Here is a 22,727-nt window from a genome sequence, read left to right as displayed (position 1 = left end):
CGTCGGGATCGGGGGTCGTGGTGGGCCGGGGCCGGGGTCACCCGGCGCGGTCGTCGCCTCAGTCGTCGGAGGGGCGGCCGTGGACGAGCCCCGCCGCGACGTCGACGGCGGCGGCGACGTCCCCGTCGGGCGGGTAGAGCAGGGCGCGGCCGACGACGAGGCCGACGGCGCTCGGGCACGCGAGCGCGTGCCCCCAGGTCGCGTACGTCTCCTCGGGGTCACCGGTCGGGTCACCGCCGAGCATGAGCACGGGCATCGTCGTCGCCGCGAGCACCCGCTCCATGTCGGCGACGACCGGCAGCTTGAGCCACGTGTAGGCGCTCGTCGCGCCGAGCCCGGCGGCGACGTGCATCGAGGCGATGACCGAGTCGGGGTCGAGGAGGTTGCAGACGCGCCCGCTCTCTCGCACCGACCAGAACGGCTCCACCATGGCCATGACCTTGGCCTCGGCGAGCTCGGTGACCGCCTCCGCGCTCGCCTGCAGGGTCGCGGCCGTGCCGTCGTCGTCCAGGCAGATCCGCGTGAGCATCTTCCCGCCGTCGAGGCCGTGCGTCGCGATGTCGCGGGCCCGGTAGGCGGTGAACCGGTCGTCGAGCTCGAAGCTCGCGCCCTGCAGCCCGCCGCGGTTCATGGAGCCGATGACGACCTTGTCGTCGAGCAGCCCCGCGAGGAGCAGGTCCTCGAGGATGTCCGGGGTGCCGAGCACGCCGTCGACGCCCGGCCGGGACAGGGCGCTCGCGAGGCGCGCGAGCACGTCCGGGCGGGACGCCATCGCGCGCGCGTCGCCGCGGACGCCGAGCGCGCCGCGTGCCATGTGGTCGGCGGCGACGACGAGCATCCGCCCGTCGTCGGCGAGCAGTGGGCGGCGCCGGCGCGCCGCCCACGCCCGCGCGACCGCCTCCGGGTCGGTGCGGCGCAGGTGCGTGACGCGCTCGAGGTCGAGGACGTCGCGGCCGGGGGGTTCCACGAGGGGGGTGCTCATGCGTTCGTCTCCTGACCGGCGGCGGCCACCTTGGCGTCGAGCTCGTCGCGCGTGGGCATGGCCGAGCTGCACTCGAGGCGGGACGCGACGATGGCCCCGGCCGCGTTCGCGAGGGTGACCGTCTCCTCCAGGGACAGGCCGGCGAGGAGGCCGTGGCAGAACGCCCCGCCGAAGGCGTCGCCGGCGCCGAGGCCGTTGACGACGTCGACGAGGATCGGCGGGATCGTGTGCGACCCTTCGCGCGTCGCCGCGAGGACGCCCTTCGGTCCCTGCTTGACGATGGCGATCTCCACGCCGCGGTCGAGGAGGGCCGCGGCGGCGCGGGCGGGCTCGGTCTCGCCGACGGCGACCTCGCACTCCTCCTTGTTGCCGATGGCGACGGTCGCGTGGTCGAGGGCGATCTCGGCGGCCGCGCGGGCCTCCTGCGCCGACGGCCAGAACATCGGGCGGTAGTCGAGGTCGATGATGGTGTGCTCCCGGCGACCCCGGACCTCCCAGGCCCGCACGTGGGCGTCCCGGCTCGGCTGGTCCGACATGCCGGTGAGGGTTGCCCAGAAGATCCCCGCGTCCCGCACGGCCTCGACGGGGATCTCGTCGGCCTCGATGCACAGGTCGGGGGCCTTCGGGTTCCGGTAGAAGTACAGGGGGAAGTCGTCGGGCGGGAAGATCTCGCAGAAGGTGACGGGGGTCGGCAGGTCGGCGACGGGGGTGACCCAGGTGTCGTCCACGCCGAACCCGCGCAGGCTCGCGTGGATGAACCGGCCGAACGGGTCGTCGCCGGTGCGGGAGATCACCGCGGTTCGCCGCCCCAGCCGGGCCGCGGCCACGGCGACGTTGGTCGCGCTGCCCCCGAGGAACTTGCCGAACGTCTCGACGTCCTCGAGCCCCACCCCGATCTGGTGGGGGTAGACGTCGACTCCGATGCGACCGATGGTGATGAGGTCGTGGGCGGTCGGGACGGACATGAGGGGGTCCTTCTCGTCGTGGACGGGGACGGGGCGTCGCTCGCGACGCCGGAGTTCGGTCGCTCGCGCCGAGGTCCGATCGTGTCGCATCTCGGCCGCCGGCGGGCCGGGAGCGGCACCTCAACCCTGGCCCGATCCCACCGCGCTGTCCACACTTTGTTAGGACATTCGGACGTCACGACGTGTATACGGTCGGGCGTCTACCCTGAGGTGATGGTGGCGCAACTCGAGGTGACGATCGACCGCAACAGCCCGGTGCCGCTCTATCACCAGCTCTCGGAGCAGATGACGGCCGCGATCTCCGACGGCCGGCTGCGCCCGGGTGACCCGTTCGAGAACGAGCTGTCGCTCGCGGAGCGTCTCGGGCTGTCGCGGCCCACGGTCCGGCGCGCGATCTCCGAGCTCGTCGTCCAGGGTCTGCTCGTGCGCCGCCGCGGCATCGGCACGACGGTGGCGAACAGCGTGGTGCACCGCCGCGACGAGCTGACGAGCCTCCACGACGATCTCGCGCGGGCGGGGCGCTCGCCCCGGACCGAGGTGCTCACCCTCGATGCGAACTGCGTGGACGAGCCGGCCGCCGGCGCCCTGCAGGTGCCGCCCGAGACGCCGCTCGTGTTCGTGGAGCGGCTGCGCTTCGCCGGCGACGAGCCGCTGGCGATCCTCGCCAACTGGCTGCCGCCGCAGTTCGCCGACCTCACCCGGGCCGACCTCGAGTCCGACGGCCTCTACAACCTGCTCCACCAGCGCAGCGTGCGCCCGGTCGTCGCGCACCAGACCATCGGCGCCCGCAGCGCCACCGGCCGCGAGCGCCGCCTTCTCGGGATGGGCACGTCCCAGCCGCTGCTGACGATGTCCCGCCACGCCTACGACGCCGACGGCCGGCCCGTCGAGTTCGGGGACCACTGCTACCGGGCGGACCTGTACGCCTTCGACATCACCGTGCACGAGCGGTGAGGTGGGGCGAGCTTGCGAGCACCGCCGAACGCGACAGAAAGAACCGAGCGGTGAGGTGGGGCGAGCTTGCGAGCACCGCCGAACGCGACAAAGAGAACCGAGCGGTGAATCCGTGAGTTCGGACGCGCGTCAGCCCCGGGCGGCGGCGACGCGGCGGGTCATCTCCTCGAGCTGGTAGCGGCTGACCTGCGGGGCGTTCTCGTCCTCGGCGAAGACGCTGCTCACCATGACGGTGTCGGGGCGGTCGTAGAAGCCGATCTCGGCGAGACCGCCGAAGAAGTCGTCCCAGTCGACGTCGCCGTCCCCGATCTTGAGGTGCTGGTGGACGCGGGCGGTGGTGGTGGGCGGGTTGGCGATGTAGCGCAGGCCGTGGCTGCGGTGGTGGTCCATCGTGTCGGCGACGTGCACGAGGCGGAGCTTGTCGCCGGCGGCGCGCATGATCTCGCGCATGTTGCCGCCCATGTGGAAGGTGTGGCAGGCGACGTAGACCATCCCGACGTGGTCGGAGTCGAGGCCGCGGATGACGCGCAGGGCCTCGAGGCCGTCCTCGACGAAGTCGTCGGGGTGGGGGTCGATGCGGACGTCGAGGCCTTCGCGTTCGATGATCGGCAGCAGCTCCTCCATCGACCGGTAGAAGGCGGCCTCGCTGTCCTCGGCGCGCTCGGGGCGGCCGGAGAACTCGGTGTTGATGACCTGGCAGCCGAGGTCGACGGTGATCTGGATGATCCGCTTCCAGTTGCGGACGGCGGCCTCGCGCTGGGGCTCGTCGGGCCAGCTCCACCGCTGGACGGGCAGCACGGAGGCGATGCCGACGCCGGCGTCGTCGCAGGCCTTGCGCAGGTCGCGGATCAGGGCGGCGTCGGCGCGGGGGTGCCGGAAGAACGGGATGAGGTCCCGGTGCGGGGTGAGCTGGATCCATTCGTAACCGGCGTCGGCGACGATGCGCGGGAACTCGAGCAGCCCGGCGTCGTGGTGGAAGGGGGTCGGGTCGAGGGCGATCTTCATACCGGCGCTCCTGGCGGTGAGGGGGTCGGAAACGGGGAGGCGGGTCAGAGTCGACCGGCCGCGGCCTGCAGGGTCCGGGCGGCGCGGGTGAGTCCGTCGATCTGGGAGAACTCGGCGTCCTCGTGCTCGATGTTGACGACCATGTCGGGGTCGACGTCGCGCAGGGCGCGGAGCACGTCGACCCAGTAGTCCTCGTCGTGGCCGACGCCGACGGCGACGAACCGCCACGCGGGGTCCTGCGGCCACGCGTTGCACCAGGAGTCGTAGCCGGTGGGCACGCGGTTCGGGTCGTCGGCGGGCACGCGGGTGAACTCGTTGTCGAGGACGCCCTTGGTCTTGACGCCGTCGAACAGCTCGACGTCCTTGGCGGCGGCGAAGAACACGAGCGGGCCGAGGGCCTCGATGCACGCGACGACGTCCATCTGCTGCCACATGAGGTGGGAGGTGTCCATCTCGACGCCGACGTTCGTGGCGCCGGTCGCCTCGACGAGCCGGCGGATGGTCGGCACGTTGAAGACGAGGTTCTGGGGGTGCAGTTCGATGGCGACCTTGACGCCGTTCTCGCGCGCGAGGGCGTCGATCTCGCGCCAGAAGGGGACGGCGACCGACCACTGGTAGTCGAGGACGTCCATGTACGTGTTGTCCCAGCAGTTGACGACCCAGCTGGGGTAGGCCGCGCCGGGGTCGGAGCCGGGGCAGCCCGACATCGTCACGACCCGGTCGATGCCGAGCAGGCCCGCGAGCCGGATCGTGCGCCGCAGGTCGTCGGCGTGCTTGGGTCCGGTGCCGGGGCGCGGCGACAGCGGGTTGCCGTTGCAGTTGAGTCCGGTGAGCTCGAGGCCGCGCGAGGAGAACTCGGCGAGGTAGGCGTCCCGGGCGGCCTGGGACGCGAGCAGCGCGTCGACCGGGCAGTGCGGCGCCGGGATGAAGCCGCCCGAATTGACCTCCACCGAGGTGAGCCCCAGGCCCGCGAGGACGTCGAGGGCCTCCCCGAGCGGCAGGTCGTGCAGGCAGGCCGTGTACGCACCGAGCTTCATCGCTGTGTCACCCTTCGCGGTGGGGGTACGCCTCGTCGCGAGGCCGTGGGGCGCCGCGGATCTCCCGCGGATCTCCCTGCGGGTCGGCGCCGTCGACAGTCTCTCGGAGCGCACCCCACCCGTCAAGAGTTTGATAGGACATAAGCACAAGGAGGGGTGGGATGGACGTCGCCGACCTCATGCGCGTCGTGGACCTCGTGGGCGTCTTCGCGAACGCCGTCCTCGGCGGGGTCGAGGCGCGGGCGGCCCGGCTCGACGCCGTCGGCTTCGCGACGCTCGCCATCCTCTCCGGACTCGGCGGGGGCATGATCCGCGACACCCTGCTGCAGCACGGGACCCCGGTGGCCCTCACCGACTCGGCGTACGTGACGACGGCCCTCGTCGGGGCCGCTGTCGCGTACGTCATCGACGTCAAGGGCCGGGCCTGGGACGCCGTCTTCCCTTTCGTCGACGCGTTCGCCCTCGGCTGCTGGGCGGCGGCGGGCGCGCAGAAGACGCTCGGGGTGGGCCTCGGTCCGCTGCCGGCCGTGCTCCTCGGCACCATCACGGCGGTCGGTGGGGGCTTCGTGCGCGACATGATCCTGCTGCGGGTCCCCGCGGTGCTCGGCGGGAACACCCTGTTCGCGACGTGCGCGCTCGCCGCCAGCGGGGTCACGGTCGTCGGGTACACGGTCGGCTACCCGAACGCCGGTCTCGTCGCGGCGCTGTTCGTGGGGGCCGGCCTGTGCCTGCTCGCCCGGTGGCGCGGGTGGGTCCTGCCGCCCGGGACGGATTGGGCGCGGCTGCGCCGGGTCCGGGCGCGGCACGCCGAGCAGGTCCGGCGGCTGCGCCGGGCCACCCTGCGCCGGCGCCGCCGCGAGGCACGCCGGGCCCGCCGCGAGGGCCAGGGGCCCGACACTCCCGCGGACGGCCCCGACCACAACCCGCGCTGACCGCGCCCACCCTCCAGGCCGGCCGGGACCCTCAGGCCGCGGGCTCGGGCGGCGGCTCCGGCAACGGCTCCGACGGCGGCTCGGTGACGCCGACGAGGTTCGAACACGCTCGGGGCGCCTGCCCCGGCCCTGCGGTCGGGCCCGGCCGACGCGCCGGGGTCAGGCCGCCGACCACCCGCCGTCGGAGGGCAGGATCGCGCCGTTGACGTTGATCCCGTCGTCGCTGAGCAGGAACGTGATCGACGCGGCCAGGTGCGCGGAGTCGGCGATGCTCGGCATGATCGCGCGGGCCGGCCGGAGGCGCTCCTCGCCGTAGGCGGACGTCGTGCCCTGCATCGGGATCCCGGTCGCGACCCCGCCCGGCGCGACCGCGTTGACGCGGATCCCCTCCCGCGCGTACATGAACGCCGCGCTGCGGGTGATTCCGATGACCGCGTGCTTGGAGGCCGTGTAGGCCACTCCCGACGCCGATCCGCGCAGGCCGGCCTCGGAGGTGACGTTGACGATCGAGCCCCGCCCCGCGGGCAGCATCAGACCGAGCACGCCCCGGGACAACCGGACGAGCGCGTCCACGTTGACCGCGAAGACGCGCGCCCACATCTCGTCGCTCACCTCGTGCAGCGGGCTGAAGTCGTCGTTGATGCCGGCGACGTTCGCGAGGCCGTCGACGCGTTCGCCCGCCGCGGCGAGCACGTTCTGTACGGCCTCCGCCCGCGTGAGGTCGGCGGCGACGGTGACGACCCGATTGCCGAGGTCCTCGGACAGGGCGGCGAGCTTCTCGGCCGAGATGTCGACGGCGACGACGCGGCCACCCTCGGCGGCCACCCGGCGCGCCACCGCGCGGCCGATCCCCGACGCGGCGCCCGTGACGACGATCGTGCGCCCGTCGAACCGGCCCGGAGTGATCCGCTCCCGCCACGTCGCCTCGTCGGGCTCGGGGATGATCCCGCTGTTGACGGCTCGCACCATGTCGTCGACGACGCTCTGCGGCAGGGCGCCCCCGCTGAGCTCGACGAGCTGCTGCAACGGCATCGACAGGGCCGGGCCGAGCGCGCTCTCGTTGGTGCCCGAGCCCGCGAGGAACTCGCGCAGGGCCGGGCCCCCCGCGGGGTGGGCCAGCCACGTGGAGATGGACTGTTGGGCGGTGAGGGGGGTCGCGTCGGTCATCGGGGCTCCCTGGTCGGTCGACGGGCGGCCCGAGCCGGTCCGGTTCGGGCGGCGGACGCGCGCGGCGTCCCGGACCAGCATGAGGCCGCGCCGGTGCGCGCGTGGGTCACCCCAGCGCCAGGTAGAGCCCCGACGCGAGCGCGACGAGCAGGATCGTCCACTCGAACGCGACCCGGGGGATGCGGCCGATGAGGAGCCGACCGAACCAGGCCCCCGCCACCACGGCCGGGACGAGGGACAGGATGAGCCCGAACCGCGTCGGCCGGACCAGCCCGAGTCCGACGCTCACGGGCAGTTTCATGAGGTTGACGGAGAAGAAGAACCAGGCGAACGTCCCGACGAACCGCGTCACCGGCAGGCGCGACCGCAACAGGTACAGCGACATGACGGGGCCGCCGGCGTTGGCCACCATCGTCGTGAATCCCGCGAGGGAGCCGAAGAACGCGCCGCCGGCCCGGGCCCGGGCCGGCGCGGGGGCGGGCGGGCTCGCCGCGCCGGACGGCTCGGCCGCGGCGCCGGCCCCGTGATCCGACCGGCGCGCCCGCAGCCCGTCGCGGGCGCGCCGGACGATCTCGATGACGCACATCGCGACGACGATGGACCCGATGACCGGGCCCATCCGGTCCGCCGGCACCCGGGCGAGGAAGACGCCCCCGGAGGCGATGCCCACGATCACGGGCACGACGAGCCGACCGAGCAGGGCCCAGTTCGCCTCCCGGCGGTACGTCCACACGGCGATGAGGTCGCCGACCATGAGGAGCACGAGAAGCACGCCCGTCGACTCGCGGGTCGGCAGCAGCAGGGCGAAGAGGGCCACCGCGACGGTCGCGGCGCCGCCGATCGCCGTCTTGCTGAACCCGGCGATCGCCGCGCCGAGCGCGAGGACGAGCCAGTCGGTCGGCCCCACCCCGAGGTCGAGGCTCACCGCCACGACCCCGCCTCGCGCGACGGCCTCACGCGAGGGTGACGCGTGACTGCCGGCACAGCCAGGCCGATCCCGACCGGACGAGGTCCTGCTCGACGCGCAGCGGCCAGGCCTGCCCGCTGCCGTCGTCGGTGACCCCGGTGACGATGCGGCCGACGAGCCGCGCCGTGTCGCCCTCGACCTCGACGTCCACCCCGTGTTCGACGACACGGTGGTAGACGAACTCGCGCGCCCGGATGCCCGCCGTCCACGCCTCGAGCGGCTGCACGTGGCCGGTCATGTGCACGAGGGTCGCGTCGGGGGTGAACAGGGCCGCCAGCGCCTCGGTGTCGGCGGCGTCCATCGCGCGCAACTGATCCGCCCAGTTCGCGAGCACGCCGGCCTCGCCCGCCCCGCGATCCGTCATGCGTCCTCCCCCGTCGCGCCGGCGGCGTCCGCCTCGTCGTCGGATCGGTAGGCGCCGATCCGCCCGGCCCGCATCCCGGCGATGACGCCGCCGTCGATGAGCAGGTCGGAGCCGCTGAAGTAGCGGCCGTTCGGGCCGAGCAGGAGGGCCGCGATCTCCGCGACCTCGGTCGGGGTGCCCATCCGCCCGGCCGCGCAGTTCTCGAGCATGTCCCGGTCGCCGGCGGCGTCGGGGCTGCTCAGCTCGTGCTGCGCGAGCGGCGTGCTGATGATGCCGGGGCTGAGGGAGTTCAGCCGGGCCCCGCGATCGCCCCAGAGCACGGACTGGGCCTGGACCCGGAGGTTGTTGCCGAGCTTGGCGAGGACGTAGGCGGCGCCGGAGTCCTCCAGCGCCGCGACGACCGGCAGGTCGACGAGCGCGTCGCTGGGGTCGTGGGCCAGGGACCGGGCCACGTCGTCGGGCAGCGGCCCGCTCATGTGGGCCGCCTGGCTGGAGATGACGAGGCCGGCGCCACCGTCGGCGATGATCGCGCCGAACTCCTCGAGCACGAAGGCGGTGCCCGCGAGGTCGACGGCGGCGATCGTCGCCGGGTCGGCCATGTTCGGCGAGACCCCCGCGGTGTGGACGACGACCTCGACGTCGCCGAGCTCGGCGGCGGCCCGGGCGAGATCGCGCACCGAGTCGTGGTCCGAGGTGTCGACGACGCGCGTCGCGACGTCGTAGCCCTCGTCGCTCAGCCGACCCTGCACCGCGGCGAGGGTGTCCGGGTCGATGTCCGCGAACAGCAGGGTGCGTCCCTGCCCGACCCGGCGGGCGATCATCACGCCCATCGACCCGGCCCCGGTGACGACGACGACCTTGGTGGCACTCATGGCTGCACTCTTCCCTCGGAGACGGACGAACACGGCGACGCTACCGACGGGTACCCCGGGCCGGGAGACTCTGCGAGGGCCCCCCACCCCGAGGCGCGCTCACAGGTAGGGGCGCTGGGCCGCCTTCTCCTCCTCGTACTCCTTGCTCGCCTGCCGCGTGCTGTCGAGGTCGCTGACGGCCGAGACCGGGACGTCCCACCAGGCCGAGCCGGGCGGGTTCGGCCCGTAGAGGTCGGTCTCGATGTAGAGCACGGTCGGGCGGTCGCTCGCGGCGGCCACCGCGTAGTTCTCGCGGAACGCCGCGATGCCGTCGCAGCGGAGCACGTCGGCCCCCCAGCTCGCGGCGTTCGCGGCGAGGTCGAAGGGCACCTCCTCGCCGTCGAGGCGACCCGTCGCCGCGTTGCGCATCCGGTACCGGGTGCCGAAGCGCTGACTGCCGCGGGACTCGCTCAGCGCGCCGATCGAGGCGTACCCGTGGTTCTGCAGGAGCACGACGATGACCTTGAGGTTCTCCGCGACGATCGTCGCGAGCTCCATCGGCAGCATCTGGTAGGTGCCGTCGCCGACGATCGCGACGACCTGCCCCTCCTCGCCCTTGGCCATGCGCACACCCATCGCGGCCGGGATCTCGTAACCCATGCACGAGAAGGCGTACTCGAGGTGGTACTGCTCGGGGGTGCGCGCCCGCCACAGGCACTGCAGGTCGCCGGGCATGGAGCCGGCCGCGTTGATGACGACGTCCCGCTCGCCCATGAGCTCGTTGAGGGCGCCGAACACCTCCGTCTGGGCCGGCAGGGGGGTGTGGTCGCGGCCGTAGCACTCGTCGACGACCCGCTGCCACTCGGCGTCGAGCTCCTGGGCCCGCTCGGTGTAGCCCGCCTCGACCTCGTACCCGCCGAGCGCGGCGCCGAGCGCCTCGAGGCCCTCGCGGGCGTCGGCGACGACCATGGTCGCCGCGTGCTTGGCGGCGTCGAAGGCGAGCACGTTGACGTTGACGAACCGCACGTCGGGGTTCGCGAAGATCGTGTGGCTCGCCGTCGTGAAGTCGCTGTACCGCGTGCCGACACCGATGACGAGGTCGGCCTCCCGGGCCAGGGTGTTCGCGGCGGTGTTTCCCGTGGAACCGACGCCGCCGACGGCGCACTCGTGGTCCCAGTTGATCGCCCCCTTGCCGGCCTGGGTGTCGGCGACGGGGATCCCCGTCGCCGAGGCGAAGGCCCGCAGCGCCTCCGAGGCCTCGGAGTAGATCACGCCGCCGCCGGCGACGAGCAGCGGGCGCTTCGCCGAGCGGATCGCCTCGACGGCGCGCTGCAACGCGGCCGGCTCGGGCACCGGCCGGGCCACGTGCCAGACCCGCTTGCGGAAGAACTCGACCGGCCAGTCGTAGGCCTCCGCCTGCACGTCCTGCGGCAGGCAGATCGTCACCGCGCCGGTCTCGGCCGGGTCGGCGAGCACCCGCATCGCCGCGAGCGCGCTGGGGATCAGCTGCTCGGGCCGGTTGATCCGGTCCCAGAACCGCGACACCGGCTTGAAGGCGTCGTTGACGGAGATGTCGAGGCAGCGGGGGTCCTCGAGCTGCTGGAGCACGGGGTCGGGGTGGCGCGTCGCGAAGATGTCGCTCGGGAGCACGAGCACCGGAAGCCGGTTCGTCGTCGCGAGCGCCGCGCCCGTGATCATGTTCGTCGACCCCGGGCCGATCGACGCGGTGACGGCGAGGGCCTGCAGCCGGTTCGTCGTCTTCGCGAACGCCGCCGCCGCGTTGACCGCGCCCTGCTCGTTGCGCGCCATGTAGTACGGCAGCTCGCCGTCGGCGGGGTCGGTGACCGGGCGCTGCGTCACGCTGTGACCGCCGCCGGCCTCCTCCGCCTGGACCTGCGCCTGGAGGAGGGCCTGCCCCACCCCGGCGACGTTGCCGTGGCCGAAGATGCCGAACATCCCCGGGATCAGGCGTTGTTCACGCCCGTCCCGCTCGGAGTACTGGGCGGCGAGGAAGCGCACGAGCGCCTGGGCCACGGTGAGTCGGACGGTGGAGGACTGCTGCGACGTCATCGTCGATCCTTCCGCGAGGGGATCCGCGATCGGAGTGGTCGGGGTGGTCTGGGTCGTCGGACCGGTGCGCCGGTCAGGGGGCCGGGACGAGGACGTCGCGCACGAGGGCGTCGAGCTGGGCGTCGGCCTCGAGGAACTGGCGCAGCGTCTTGCGCGTCGCGCCGAAGTCGTCGAACTCCTCCGGGGTCATGCCGTCGACGTCGTAGGCCTTGCGGAACTCCGGCATCTGCTCGTACATGACCTCGATCATCGTCGGGTCGACGGGGATGTCCATGCGTGGCTCCGGGACGATGCCGCTGTTCTCGAACCGCTGCTGCCAGGCGAACGGCGGGGAGAGCACGACGTCGCCGCCCACGAACTCCGTCCACTGCAGCGCGTTGCGGTAGGCGGCCGACAGCATCCGCGCCCGCAGGCCGCGCGCCCGAAACTCGGCGTAGGCCTTCTTGAACGCGGCGACGCCGGCCCACTCGAGGTAGCCGGGGTCGAAGCAGAGCTTGTCCTTGGCGTAGTTGTCCTTCATCCAGTCGTCGAGCCGCCCGCACATGAGGGTGACGACCGGACCCATCCGGGCCACGTCGTCGGCCTTGCCGTCGGCCTCGCGGCGGCGCAGGCCCCGTTCGATGGCCTCGCCGGCGGCGACCGCCTGGGCCACGGTGAAGGAGACCGTGACGTTGATCGAGACACCCCGGTAGGTGGCCTCCTCGATCGCGACGAGCCCGACCGACGTGGCGGGGATCTTGACGATGATGTTGTCGGCGAGGGCCGCGAAGCGCTCCGCCTGGGCGACGAGGGCGTCGGCGTCCCGGTGCAGCCGCGGGTCGGTCTGCATCGACAGGCGGCCGTTGACCCCGGCGTAGGTCTCGAAGGCGGGGGTGAGGAGGCGGGCCGCGTCGACGGAGACCTCCTCGACGACCTGCCAGCCGATCTCGGACTCCCCGGCGCGGGGGTTCTCGGCGGCGATCTCGCGGATGCGCGCCGTCCAGCGCGGGAGGTCGGCCTTGATGCAGGCCAGCGCGATGACCGGGTTGCACGTCGCCCCGACGGCCCCGAACCCGATGGACGTCTCGAGCTCCTTCGGGTCGGCCGAGTCGTTCCACAGCACGGTCGGCGTCGTCTCGGTCATCGTGCGCAGCGGGCTGGTGGTGACGGTGGCGGTCATGGATTCCTCCGCGGATGGGGTGAGGCCGGGCGGCCACGGCGAGGGGTGAGCCGACGAGAGGTCGGCCGGACCCATCTCAGCACCCACCGGATCATGCTGTCAATCATTTGTCCTTACAAATGCCTCGGCCTCGGGCCCGACCCCGGACGCGACGCGAGGCCCACCCCCCGTAGGGGACGGGCCTCGACGGTCCTGCGGGTCGTCAGTCGGCGACGACGTCCAGCTTGATCGTCGCCTTGACCTCCGGGTGGAGGGCGACGGTCGCCTCGTGGCCCCCGGTCGCCTTGACCGGCGACGGGAACTCGATGCGACGCTTGTCGATCGTCAGGCCCTCGCCGGCCGCGGCGGCGGCGACGTCGGCCTGGGTGACGGCGCCGAAGAGGCGGCCGTTCGCACCGGCGTGCGCCGGGATGCGCAGGGTGCGGGCCTCGAGCTGGCCCTTGAGACCCTTGGCCTCTTCGAGCGACTTGACGGCGCGGGTCTCGCGACCCTTCTGCATCGCCTCGACCTGCTTCTGCCCGCCCTTGGTCCACGGGGTCGCGAGACCACGCGGGAGCAGGAAGTTGCGGCCGTAGCCGTCCTTGACCTCGACGATGTCACCGGCCGAACCGAGACCGGACACCTCGTGCGTGAGGATGAGCTTCATTCCGTTCCTCCGATCCGAGCTCAGCGAGCCGAGCTCGAGTAGGGCAGGAGCGCCATCTCGCGGGCGTTCTTCACGGCCTTCGCGATGAGTCGCTGCTCCTGCACGCTCACGCCGGTGACACGACGCGCGCGGATCTTCCCGCGGTCGGAGATGAACTTCCGCAGCAGGGCGGTGTCCTTGTAGTCGATCTTGTCGATCTTCGCGGCCTTGAGCGGGTTGGCCTTCTTCTTGGGCTTACGCACTACGGGCTTGGCCATCGTGGTGCTCTCCCTTCCTGGTGAGAGCCCGGAGTTCCGGCTCCGGGATGGGTGGTGCTGGAACGGGGCGCTGAGCCCCGGGATGGGTCGGCCGGTCGCGGGGACCGGTCGCCCGGATGATCACGTGGATCGCTACCGATCCGAGCCGATCAGAACGGGGGCTCGTCGTAGGACGGGGCGTTGCCCCATCCGCCGCCACCCGAGTTGCCACCCGAGTTGCCCCCGGCGGCCGCACCGCCGGAGGACGGGCCGGTGGCCCAGGGGTCGGACTGCTGTCCGCCGCCCTGCTGCTGGCCGCCGCCGTATCCGCCGCCCTGCTGGCCGCCGCCGGAGAACCCGCCGCCGCCCCCGCCGGAGAAGCCGCCGCCCCCGCCGCGCTGGGTCTTGGTGACCTTGGCCGTCGCGTACCGCATCGAGGGGCCGACCTCGTCGACCTGCATCTCCATGACGGTGCGCTTCTGACCGGACTCCTTGTCGTCCCACGAACGGGAGACGAGGCGGCCGGTGACGATGACCCGGGACCCCTTGGTCAGCGACTCGGCGACGTTCTCGGCCGCCTCACGCCACACCGAGCACCGCATGAACAGCGTCTCGGCGTCCTTCCACTCGTTCGACTGGCGGTCGAACGTGCGGGGCGTCGACGCGACCGTGAAGCTGGCGACCGCCGCACCCGAGGGGGTGAAGCGCAGCTCCGGGTCGGCCGTCAGGTTGCCGATGACGGTGATGGGGGTTTCGCCGGCCATGAGGGGACCTCTCTGTCTGGGTGGCTCGGGTCCGGACGAACCGGACTCTAGTGATCAGGAGTGCTGATCCGATGTGATCAGGCGGCGTCGGGGCGGAGCAGCTTGGTCCGCAGGATCTGCTCCGACAGCCCGAGCTGACGGTCCAGCTCCTTCGCCGTGGCGGACTCCGCGGTGAAGCTGACGACGACGTAGACGCCCTCGGAACGCTTCTTGATCTCGTAGGCCAGGCGCCGACGGCCCCAGACGTCCACGTTGTCGACGGTGCCGCTGTCCTTCGTGATGACGGACAGGAACCTCTCGAGCGACGAGGCGACCTGACGGTCGTCGACCTCGGGGTCGACGATGATCATGATTTCGTACTGACGCATGCTGAGAACCCACCTCCTCTGGTCTGTGCGGTCACGGTCTCTCCGTGACAGGAGGGTCTGCTGCGTCTCCCACGCGCGCACCGGGACGGTCGGCGCGCCCATCGAAGGCGTGCCGCGGTGAGTCCGGGCGCGGAAAGCGCTCGAGATCGACCGTCGACGCGTGGGGGAACGTCACCCAGAGTACCGGCCGCCCACGGGTGATTCCGAATCGTCGTCCCCAACCGCGGCGGGCCTCGGCGCCGCCGGGGAGCGCGCGCGACCGGCTGTGGACCGACGGCGGCCCGAGCGGCCCTCAGCGCCCGGCGACGAGCACGAGGTCGTCGCGGCGGCCGCCCGCCACCCCCGCGCCGTCGTCGGGGTCCTCGGCGATGGCGACGCTCTGCTGTGGGGCCGGGTCGGCCGGGTCGGCCGTGACCGTGGGCGCGGGGCGACGCCGGGCCCGCCCGACGACGTCGAGCGCCACCCAGGCGATCGCGGCCAGACGGATGAGGAGGAAGGCGGCGTACCACGCGGCGGGCAGCGCGCGGTTCGGCTCGGAGCCGCCCGCGATGTAGAGCCAGACGGCGACGAAGTAGGCCACCTCGGCCGACACCCAGATCAGATAGGGCCGCAGGCGCACCCCCGCGAGCGCCACGAGCGGCACCAGCCACATCGAGGCCTGCACCGGGACCGACTTCGCGGTGAGGAACAGGACGGCGAGGACGACGACGGCGACCTCGGCGATCGCGGGGCGACGCCGCGGCAGCAGGGTGAACATGGTCCCCGCGGCCAGGGCGAGCACCCACCCCGCGACCGCGAGGACGGTCGCGGTCGCCGGCGGAACGGGCCGGCCCGCGAGGGTGGCGAGGTACCAGATCGACCCGTAGTCGATCCCGCGCCCGAGCCACGCCAGGTAGGGCGCGACGGCCCCACCCGCGCTCAGCTGCACGGACAGCAGGAGGCCGGCCGCGACGACGAGGGCGGCCCCGGCCGTGCGGCACCACGCCCGCAGCACCCCTGCCCGCAGGGCGACGAGTCCGACCGCGAGCAGCACGAGCACGGCGTAGCCGCGCGAGACGGCGGCGAGGCCGAGCAGGACGCCGGCGAGGCCGGGCCGTTCGGCCGACCACGCCCACAGCCCGGCCGACACGAGCAGGACGGCGAACAGCTCGGGCGACACGAGGGCCACGGTGACCAGCAGCGGGCAGGCCCCCACGTAGAGGGCCCGCTGCGGGTGCCGCCGGGTGGTCGTCGCGGTGCACACGACGATCCCGATCGCGCAGGCGGCCGCCGCGACCGCCCAGGCCGCCGTGAAGGCCTGTTGCGACGTCGGGGTGCGGGGCACGAACCACGCGAGGACCCAGAGCATGAGGCCGGTGCCGACCGGTTGGTCGATGCCCCCGCCGCCGGCGGCGTACGGCAGCGCGTGGGAGGCGAGCGGGGTGCCCGCCCAGAGCCGAGGCAGATCGGAGAAACAGGCGTGCCAGAAGACGTCGGACCCGCCCCAGCCGTGCTCGAAGCAGTAGCGCTTCTGGAGCAGGCCGGCCGCCACGAGGCCGGCCGCGAGGAGGGCGGCGAGAGCCGTGACCCCCCGCCACGGCGGGACGAGGAACGCGCCCCGCCGGGGCACGTGCCAACCCACCCGGCCGTCGTGCGCGTAGCGGCCGGCGGGTCGGCCGGTCACGAGCGTCTCGACCCCGTGTGCCCGCCGCTGCCCACCCATGCGCCCAGGTTACGGCGAGGGCGTCGGCACCCCGACCCGCCGCTCCGGCGCCTGGGCCGCGGGGCGGTCGGGTGCGGCCCCCTGGGCGCCCCCTTCGTTCTGCTCGGCGCCCTGCTCGGCGCCCCCGTTCGCATCACTGTTCGCGTCGCCCGAATCGCCGGAGTCGCGGGACCGGCCCGACTCACCGGCCCTCGCCCGGCCGTTCGTCTGCGACGGGGTGGCATCCTGCTCGCCCCCGGTGTCGGACTCGCTCGGCGCCGGCTCGACCCTGTCGGTGGGCGACCATGTCGGCCCCGACGTCGTCGGCGTCGGCTCCTCGCTCGGGGTCTGCGAGGACTCCTCGGTCCGCGACGGCTCCGGCTCCTGCGTCGGTTCGGGCGCCCAGTCCTGCACGTCGCCGTCGCCGATGCCCGCCCGCTCCGGGAAGTCCTCCTCCGGCACGCCGTCGAGGGCGGCCCGCATGAAGCTCGTCCAGATCGCCACGGGGTAGGAGCCACCGGTCACCTCGCTGAGGCCGGCGATGCCGCGCATCGGCTCCGATCCGCCGTCCGACGTCGGCAGGTACATCCCCACCGCGGTCGCGAGCTGCGGGGTCACACCGTCGAACCACACGGCGCGGTTCTCGTCGGTGGTGCCCGTCTTGCCGGCCGCGGGCCGGCCCACGGCCCGGGCCGCGGTCGCGGTGCCCTCCTGGACCACGTCCTCCATCGCGACGAGGGTGTCGGCCGCGACCTCCGGGCTCACGGCGTCGGCGAGGACCGGCTGCTGCGCGTACGGCTCGAGCCAGCCGCCCACGGCGGTCACCTTGGAGATGAGGTACGGCTCGGCCCGCTTCCCCTTCGCGGCCAGCGTCGCGTACGCGTTGGCCATGTCGATGACGCGCGGCGAGGCCGTGCCGAAGACGTTGGCCGGGTTGTCGGACAGGCCGGGCGTCGTCGACGGGACCCCGAGCGCGATCGCCGCGTCGCGGGTGGCGGCCGGGCCGACATCGATGTTGAGCTGCGCGAACGCCGTGTTCGACGACTTGGCGAGCGCCGTGGCCACGTCGAGGTTGCCGTAGTCGTGGTTGCCGAAGTTCGACACCTTGCCGTCGGCGTTGCCGCCGCCCTTGAACTCGTCGAAGTACCGCGGGCTCGAGCCGTCGAGGCGGGTGCGCAGCGACACGTTCTTCTGGAGGGCCGCGACCGTCGTGAAGACCTTGAAGGTCGACCCGCCCTGGAGCTGGGCCTGGGTGGCCGAGCTGTACGGCTGCTTCGCGTAGTTCGCCCCGCCGTAGAGGGCGCGGATCGCGCCGTCGCCCGGGACGATCGAGGCGAGGCCCACCCGGATGCCGTCGGCCTTCCCACCCGTGGGGCGCTCCTTCTCGACGGCGTTGATCGCCGCCTGCTGCGCCGCCCTCGAGATCGTCGTCGTCACGCGCAGCCCACCGCGGTCGAGGTCCTCCTCCGAGAGCCCGAGGCGAGAGGTGAGCTCCGACTTCACGTAGGCCATGAGGTAGCCGTTCGGACCCGACGCCGTCTGGCGCTGCTTGGGTTCGACGACCGTCGGGAAGGTGATCCCCTTGCGCTCGGCGGCGGAGAGCCAGCCCTGGGAGACCATGCCGTCGAGCACGTAGTCGACGCGGTCCTGCGCGTTCTTCTTCTGGCTGGCGCCGAGCGACGGGTCGTAGAGGGAGGGCGCGCGGATGACGCTCGCGAGGAGGGCGCCCTCGCCCACCGTGAGCTTGCCGACCTCCTTGCCGAAGTACGCGCGGGAGGCGGCCTGGATGCCGTAGGCGCCGCGGCCGTAGTAGATGGTGTTGAAGTAGTTCTCGAGGATCTCGTCCTTGGACTGCTCCTGCTCGATCTTGATCGAGATGACGAGCTCGCGGGCCTTGCGGCCGAGCGTCTGGTCCTGCGAGAGGAAGTAGTTCTTCACGTACTGCTGGGTGATCGTCGACCCGCCCTGACGCGAACCGCCGCTCACCGCGGACCACACGGCCCGGGCGATGCCGGTCGGCGAGAAGCCCGGGTTGTCGTAGAAGTCACGGTCCTCCGCCGCGAGCATCGCGTGCTGGGCGTCCTTGGGGATGCTGCGCAGCGTCACCGACTCGCGGTTGACCGTGCTGAACCGCCCGATCTCGTTCTTGCCGTCGGCGTAGTAGACGATCGACGTCTGCGACTGGGCCAGCTCGTTCGGCTTCGGCACGGAGATGAGCGCGTACGCCGTGAGGAACCCGCCGATGCCGATGACGGCGAGGACGAGCATCGTGACCAGGACGATGCGCAGGGCCCGACGGGGCCGACGGCGACGCGGCGGGGCGGTGACGACGCTCTGACTCACACACACTTCTTCCGTCGTAGGCCGGCGCGGGTCGCGCGTCGGCCGCGGCTGTGTCCCGGCGGTGGGGCCCGGGTGGTCGCCCCGTCGACAACGGGGCAGGCGAAGGTCCAGTATGCCCCGCGACCTGGGAGGGAGCCGGGGATCACGTGTGCGCCGCGTGCGAGCGGGGCGCGCGTGGGGCACGAATCGCCCGCGGATCCGGTCCGACCATGGACAGGAACTGAACACGCGTTTAGCATATTGAACATGAGTTCAGTAGACCTCACCGCCCGGGCGCGCATCCGCGATGCCGCCCTCGCCGCGTTCGCCGAGCTGGGCTTCGCCAGGGCGACGATGCGCGTCATCGCCGATCGCGCCGGGGTCTCGCCCGCCCTCGTCGTCCACCACTTCGGGAGCAAGGACGGGCTGCGGGCGGCCTGCGACGACCACCTCATGACGTTCATCCGCACCGAGAAGTCGCAGGTGTTCACGACCGGGTCGCTGCCCCAGCTCTCGGCCTACCTCGAGGCACACCCCCAGGCGCGGCCGCTCTACGCCTACCTCCTGCTCGTCGTCACCGAGGGCGGCCCGCGGGCGGCCGAGATGTTCGACCGGATGGTCGACGACGTGGAGGGCCTGCTCGCCGTCGGTGAGGCGGCCGGCACGATCCGGCCGACCGACGACCCCCGGGCCCGGGCCGCGCTGCAGGCCGGCATCGGCCTCGGTCTCCTGCTGCTCGACCGCCACGTCGCCCGTCACCTCGGCGGCACGTCCCTCTTCGAGCAGGGCCCGGCCGACCGATACGCCGACCACATGCTCCAGCTCTACACGCACGGCCTCATCACCGGCCCCCTCGCCGACGAGGCCGACCGCCAGCACGTCTCCCGTCACCCCGGCACGTCCACCCCTTCGAAGGGGGAGCAGTGAGCACCATGACGAGCCCGCGCCCCGGCCACCCGGCCGACGCGGCGACGAGCACCGATCTCGCGATCGACATCCAGGATCTGCACAAGCGGTTCGGGGCCACCCGGGCCCTCGACGGCCTCACCCTGGCCGTCCCCACCGGCCAGGTGCACGGGCTGCTCGGGCCCAACGGCGCCGGCAAGTCCACGACCATCCGGGTGCTGCTCGGGCTGCTCAAGGCCGACTCCGGGCGCATCCGCCTGCTCGGCGGCGACCCGTGGGCCCAGGCGCCGGAGCTGCACCGCCGGCTCGCCTACGTGCCCGGCGACGTGAGCCTGTGGCCCAACCTCACCGGCGGGGAGGCGATCGACCTCCTCGGCCGGGCCCGCGGCGGCCTCGACCGCGCCCGCCGCGACGAGCTCCTCGACCGGTTCGAGCTCGACCCGCGCAAGAAGGGCCGCTCGTACTCCAAGGGCAACCGGCAGAAGGTCGCGCTCGTCGCGGCGCTGGCCTCGGACGTCGAGCTGCTCGTGCTCGACGAACCGACGAGCGGGCTCGACCCGCTCATGGAGCGCGTCTTCACCGACTACATCCGCGCCGAACGCACCTCGGGCCGGACCGTGCTGCTCAGCAGCCACATCCTCTCGGAGGTCGAGACGCTGTGCGACCACGTGAGCATCATCCGGGCCGGCCGGGTCGTCGAGTCCGGCACCCTGACCCAACTGCGGCACCTCACCCGCACCCAGGTCACCGTCGACCTCGCCGTCCCCGTGCCCGCGCAGCTCACGACGCTGCCCGGCGTGCACGACGCGCAGGTCGAGGGCCACCGGCTCACCTGCCAGGTCGACGACACGGCGCTCAGCGCGGTCCTCGCCCGGTTCGCCGAGATCGGGATCCGCTCGCTGGTCAGCACCCCGCCGACGCTCGAGGAGCTCTTCCTGCGCCACTACGAGCCGGAAGAGGCGGCGTCATGACGACGACGGCCCGCGAGGGCCACGACGGCGGCGGCGCCCACGAGGCGCGCGGCCCCCGGACGCCCCGGAGCCTGCGCACCGGCCCGGGCATCCGCTCCGCCGACGGCACCCACCACACCCACCGAGCGCCGCGCGCGGCGTCGACGACCACGGGGGCGACGCAACACGCCCGGCTCGCCGCGCGGACGAGCCGGTGGTTCTGGCTCGTCTGGATCCTCGCACTCGCCTCGCTCATGCCGGCGACGCTGTCGGCCTACCGCACCACCGTCCCCGAGGGGCCTCAGGGCGAGGCCATGGCCGCGGCCCTCGGCGTCAACACGACGATGCGGGCCATGCTCGGCCCGCCCTACGACCTGCTCGACCCGGGCGGGTTCGCCATGTGGCGGGTCGGCACCTTCGTCGCCGCCGCCGCCGCGATGATGGCCGCCCTCGGCGTGCTGCGCGCCACCCGCGCCGACGAGGAGGTCGGCCGCACCGAGCTGCTGCGGGCCGGCCCGATCGGGCGGCACGCGCCCCTCGCCGGGGCCCTGCTCGTCGCGTTCGGGGCCTGCGCCCTGCTCGGCGCGATCATCGCGGTCTCGCTCGCGGCACTGGCCCCACCCGTGGGCAGCGCCCTGGCCGCCGGGCTCGGCATCGCGCTGACCGGCGCGGTCTGGGCCGCGGTCGGCGCGGTCGCGGCGCAGCTCTCGGAGTCGACCCGCACGTGCCGGGGCGTCGCCCTCGGCAGCCTCGCGGCGGCCTACCTGCTGCGCGCGCTCGCCGACGGCGTCCCGGACTCCTCGGCGCTGAGCGCCCTGCAGTGGGTCTCGCCGGTCGAGTGGGCCGCCCTGGCGCGCCCCTACGCCGACGAACGCTGGTGGGTCCTCGCCCTCCCCGCGCTGCTCACCGCCGCACTCGTCGCCCTCGCGTTCAGGCTCGAGAGCGTGCGCGACCACGGCTCCGGCCTGCGCGCCGCCCGCCCCGGACCCGCCCACGGCTCCGCCCGGCTCGCGTCGGCGGGCGGGCTCGTCGCCCGGCTCACCCGCGGCAGCGTCATCGCCTGGAGCGTCGGACTGGTGACGTTCTCCGTCGTCATCGGGTCGCTCGCCGGCACGATCGACACCATGCTCGGCGACAATCCGCAGCTGTCGGCGATGTTCCGCCGCATGGGGTCGGGGGCGCCGGAGCTCGAGGAGGCCTTCGTCGTCGCGATGCTCGAGATCGTCGCGGTCCTCGCCGCGATCTTCGCGCTCTCGCTCCTGCTCCGCCTGCGCGGCGAGGAGGAGGCCGGCCGCACCGAGCTCATGCTCTCGACCGCGACCTCCCGCACCCGGTACGCGCTCGCGCACCTCGTGCCGGCCCTCATGCTGCCCACGGTGCTGCTGCTCGCCTGCGGCGCGCTCGTCAGCCTGCCCTCGGTGCTCGCCGGCGGCGACGCCGGCACGATCGCGACCTGCGCCGGATCGGCCCTCGTGCTGTCCCCAGGGGTATGGGTCGTCGTCGGGTTCGCGATGCTCGTCCTCGGTCTACGACCGCGCCTGCTCTGGCTGCCGTGGGCGCTCGTCGCCTGGACGCTGTTCGTGGCGTGGGTCGGCGGCCTCCTCCGGCTCCCCGACGCGCTCATGAAGGCGACCCCCTTCGCCCAGCTGCCGCACGTCCCGGCCGAGGCCTTCGCGTGGGGTCCCGTTCTCCTGCTCACCGCGCTCGCCGCCCTCCTCCTCGGCGCCGGCCTCGCCGGGTTCCGGCGTCGCGACATCGGCTGAGTGGCCGACCGCCGCCCCCGCCTCGAGGCGCGCGCGCAGGTCGCGCTGGCGGCGCTGGCGGCGCACCTCCCGGATCCCGATGAGCACGGCGACGAGCAACGGGAACCAGATCTTGCCCGAGTCGACGAGCGCGAGAACCCAGTCGGGGGCCGCGACCTGCGGCAGGCGGATGTCGACGTGCGACCACGGGATGTCGGGTAGGTCGATCGAGGGCAGGTCGACGTCGGGGACGCGGGGCTCGAGCCAGGCCTTGATCGGCCGCGTCAGCCAGCCGATGCCGACGAGGGCGGCGACGAGCGCCAGTCCGCTGCCGGCGACGTGCCGCACGGCGTACAGGACGGGATGTCGGCGGCCCCAGTCCTGCCGGCGGGCGGCCGTCGTTCCCGGCGGGGCCTCGAAGTCGAGGTCGACGTCGCCGTCGCGCACCGTCGCCCGACGCACCGCCCCGAGCGAGGTGAGCCGCACGCTCACCGTCCGGTCGTCGTCGAGTGCGACCGTCACCCGATCGGACGACTCCTTCTTGTCGTGCACCGGCTCGCCGTCGCAGCGCAGGCGAACCCGGTGACCCGAGAGGGCCGAGGGGTCGACCTCGAGCTCGTAGTCGTGGCCGAGCAGGTGGACGGTCCAGGGGCGCGATG

At 73.3% G+C, this 22,727-nt stretch carries 21 protein-coding genes; 5 read left to right on the top strand and 16 right to left on the bottom strand.

Translation table 11 applies throughout. The features are described from left to right. Positions 1–58 precede the first annotated feature (58 nt). Together ICW24_RS16545 and iolC are read right to left on the bottom strand one after the other, a co-directional pair. A complete protein-coding gene (locus ICW24_RS16545; RefSeq protein WP_226346829.1) occupies positions 59–982 on the bottom strand; it encodes a Cgl0159 family (beta/alpha)8-fold protein in 924 nt (307 codons plus the stop codon). Further along, positions 979–1,947, bottom strand: coding sequence for a 5-dehydro-2-deoxygluconokinase (iolC, locus tag ICW24_RS16540; protein WP_226346828.1), 969 nt, complete (start codon positions 1,945–1,947; stop codon positions 979–981). Before iolC ends, ICW24_RS16545 begins: the two co-directional genes overlap by 4 nt. 213 nt (positions 1,948–2,160) lie before the next feature. Between iolC and ICW24_RS16535 the strand changes: the two genes are divergently transcribed. Then, positions 2,161–2,901 (top strand): GntR family transcriptional regulator, encoded by a 741-nt coding sequence (locus ICW24_RS16535; protein WP_226346827.1) that lies wholly within the window; start codon positions 2,161–2,163, stop codon positions 2,899–2,901. 129 nt (positions 2,902–3,030) lie between these two features. Here the strand turns inward: ICW24_RS16535 and ICW24_RS16530 are convergent, their stop codons facing one another. Then, positions 3,031–3,906, bottom strand: a complete 876-nt coding sequence (locus ICW24_RS16530) for a sugar phosphate isomerase/epimerase family protein (protein ID WP_226346826.1) — start codon at positions 3,904–3,906, stop codon at positions 3,031–3,033. A 44-nt stretch (positions 3,907–3,950) separates the two neighbouring features. Then, on the bottom strand, positions 3,951–4,943 hold the full coding sequence (locus ICW24_RS16525; protein ID WP_226346825.1) for a sugar phosphate isomerase/epimerase family protein: 993 nt from the start codon (positions 4,941–4,943) through the stop codon (positions 3,951–3,953). A gap of 161 nt (positions 4,944–5,104) precedes the next feature. Between ICW24_RS16525 and ICW24_RS16520 the strand changes: the two genes are divergently transcribed. Further along, positions 5,105–5,875: a trimeric intracellular cation channel family protein gene (locus ICW24_RS16520; RefSeq protein ID WP_226346824.1), complete on the top strand. Its 771-nt coding sequence runs from the start codon at positions 5,105–5,107 to the stop codon at positions 5,873–5,875. Between the two features lie 159 nt (positions 5,876–6,034). Here the strand turns inward: ICW24_RS16520 and ICW24_RS16515 are convergent, their stop codons facing one another. From ICW24_RS16515 to ICW24_RS16460, 12 genes are all read right to left on the bottom strand, one after another. Then, positions 6,035–7,042, bottom strand: a complete 1,008-nt coding sequence (locus ICW24_RS16515) for an SDR family NAD(P)-dependent oxidoreductase (RefSeq protein WP_226346823.1) — start codon at positions 7,040–7,042, stop codon at positions 6,035–6,037. A gap of 106 nt (positions 7,043–7,148) precedes the next feature. After that, positions 7,149–7,967, bottom strand: a complete 819-nt coding sequence (locus tag ICW24_RS16510) for a sulfite exporter TauE/SafE family protein (RefSeq protein WP_226346822.1) — start codon at positions 7,965–7,967, stop codon at positions 7,149–7,151. A 28-nt stretch (positions 7,968–7,995) separates the two neighbouring features. Next, entirely contained in the window at positions 7,996–8,373 is a 378-nt protein-coding gene (locus ICW24_RS16505; RefSeq protein WP_226346821.1) for a nuclear transport factor 2 family protein, read from the bottom strand. Then, positions 8,370–9,245, bottom strand: coding sequence for an SDR family oxidoreductase (locus ICW24_RS16500; protein ID WP_226346820.1), 876 nt, complete (start codon positions 9,243–9,245; stop codon positions 8,370–8,372). Before ICW24_RS16500 ends, ICW24_RS16505 begins: the two co-directional genes overlap by 4 nt. A gap of 99 nt (positions 9,246–9,344) precedes the next feature. After that, positions 9,345–11,294, bottom strand: coding sequence for a 3D-(3,5/4)-trihydroxycyclohexane-1,2-dione acylhydrolase (decyclizing) (gene iolD, locus ICW24_RS16495; protein WP_226346819.1), 1,950 nt, complete (start codon positions 11,292–11,294; stop codon positions 9,345–9,347). A 73-nt stretch (positions 11,295–11,367) separates the two neighbouring features. Next, positions 11,368–12,453, bottom strand: a complete 1,086-nt coding sequence (locus ICW24_RS16490; protein ID WP_226346818.1) for a transaldolase family protein — start codon at positions 12,451–12,453, stop codon at positions 11,368–11,370. A 202-nt stretch (positions 12,454–12,655) separates the two neighbouring features. Then, the gene (gene rplI, locus ICW24_RS16485) at positions 12,656–13,099 is read right to left on the bottom strand and encodes a 50S ribosomal protein L9 (protein ID WP_226346817.1); all 444 of its coding nucleotides are present in this window, start codon (positions 13,097–13,099) and stop codon (positions 12,656–12,658) included. Positions 13,100–13,119: 20 nt separating this feature from the next. Next, on the bottom strand, positions 13,120–13,356 hold the full coding sequence (gene rpsR / locus ICW24_RS16480) for a 30S ribosomal protein S18 (protein WP_226346816.1): 237 nt from the start codon (positions 13,354–13,356) through the stop codon (positions 13,120–13,122). A 149-nt stretch (positions 13,357–13,505) separates the two neighbouring features. After that, positions 13,506–14,099: a single-stranded DNA-binding protein gene (locus ICW24_RS16475; RefSeq protein WP_226346815.1), complete on the bottom strand. Its 594-nt coding sequence runs from the start codon at positions 14,097–14,099 to the stop codon at positions 13,506–13,508. Positions 14,100–14,176: 77 nt separating this feature from the next. Next, positions 14,177–14,467 carry a 30S ribosomal protein S6 gene (gene rpsF, locus ICW24_RS16470; RefSeq protein WP_226346814.1) on the bottom strand — a complete coding sequence of 97 codons (291 nt, stop codon included), beginning with the start codon at positions 14,465–14,467 and terminating at the stop codon, positions 14,177–14,179. 292 nt (positions 14,468–14,759) lie between these two features. After that, positions 14,760–16,169: a glycosyltransferase family protein gene (locus tag ICW24_RS16465; protein WP_226346813.1), complete on the bottom strand. Its 1,410-nt coding sequence runs from the start codon at positions 16,167–16,169 to the stop codon at positions 14,760–14,762. Positions 16,170–16,178: 9 nt separating this feature from the next. Further along, positions 16,179–18,491 (bottom strand): transglycosylase domain-containing protein, encoded by a 2,313-nt coding sequence (locus ICW24_RS16460; RefSeq protein WP_226346812.1) that lies wholly within the window; start codon positions 18,489–18,491, stop codon positions 16,179–16,181. Positions 18,492–18,737: 246 nt separating this feature from the next. Between ICW24_RS16460 and ICW24_RS16455 the strand changes: the two genes are divergently transcribed. The 3 genes from ICW24_RS16455 to ICW24_RS16445 are packed head-to-tail and all read left to right on the top strand — an operon-like array spanning position 18,738 to position 22,089. Beyond that, positions 18,738–19,397, top strand: a complete 660-nt coding sequence (locus ICW24_RS16455; protein ID WP_226346811.1) for a TetR/AcrR family transcriptional regulator — start codon at positions 18,738–18,740, stop codon at positions 19,395–19,397. Between the two features lie 5 nt (positions 19,398–19,402). After that, positions 19,403–20,347, top strand: a complete 945-nt coding sequence (locus ICW24_RS16450; protein WP_226346855.1) for an ABC transporter ATP-binding protein — start codon at positions 19,403–19,405, stop codon at positions 20,345–20,347. After that, positions 20,344–22,089 carry an ABC transporter permease gene (locus tag ICW24_RS16445; RefSeq protein ID WP_226346810.1) on the top strand — a complete coding sequence of 582 codons (1,746 nt, stop codon included), beginning with the start codon at positions 20,344–20,346 and terminating at the stop codon, positions 22,087–22,089. The genes ICW24_RS16450 and ICW24_RS16445 overlap by 4 nt, the downstream gene beginning before the upstream one ends. Positions 22,090–22,727 lie beyond the last annotated feature (638 nt).

This window comes from Agilicoccus flavus, from assembly GCF_014857905.1.
In the GTDB taxonomy this organism is placed as follows: Bacteria; Actinomycetota; Actinomycetes; order Actinomycetales; family Dermatophilaceae; genus Agilicoccus; species Agilicoccus flavus.
This window is presented reverse-complemented; position numbering and strand designations above follow the sequence as displayed.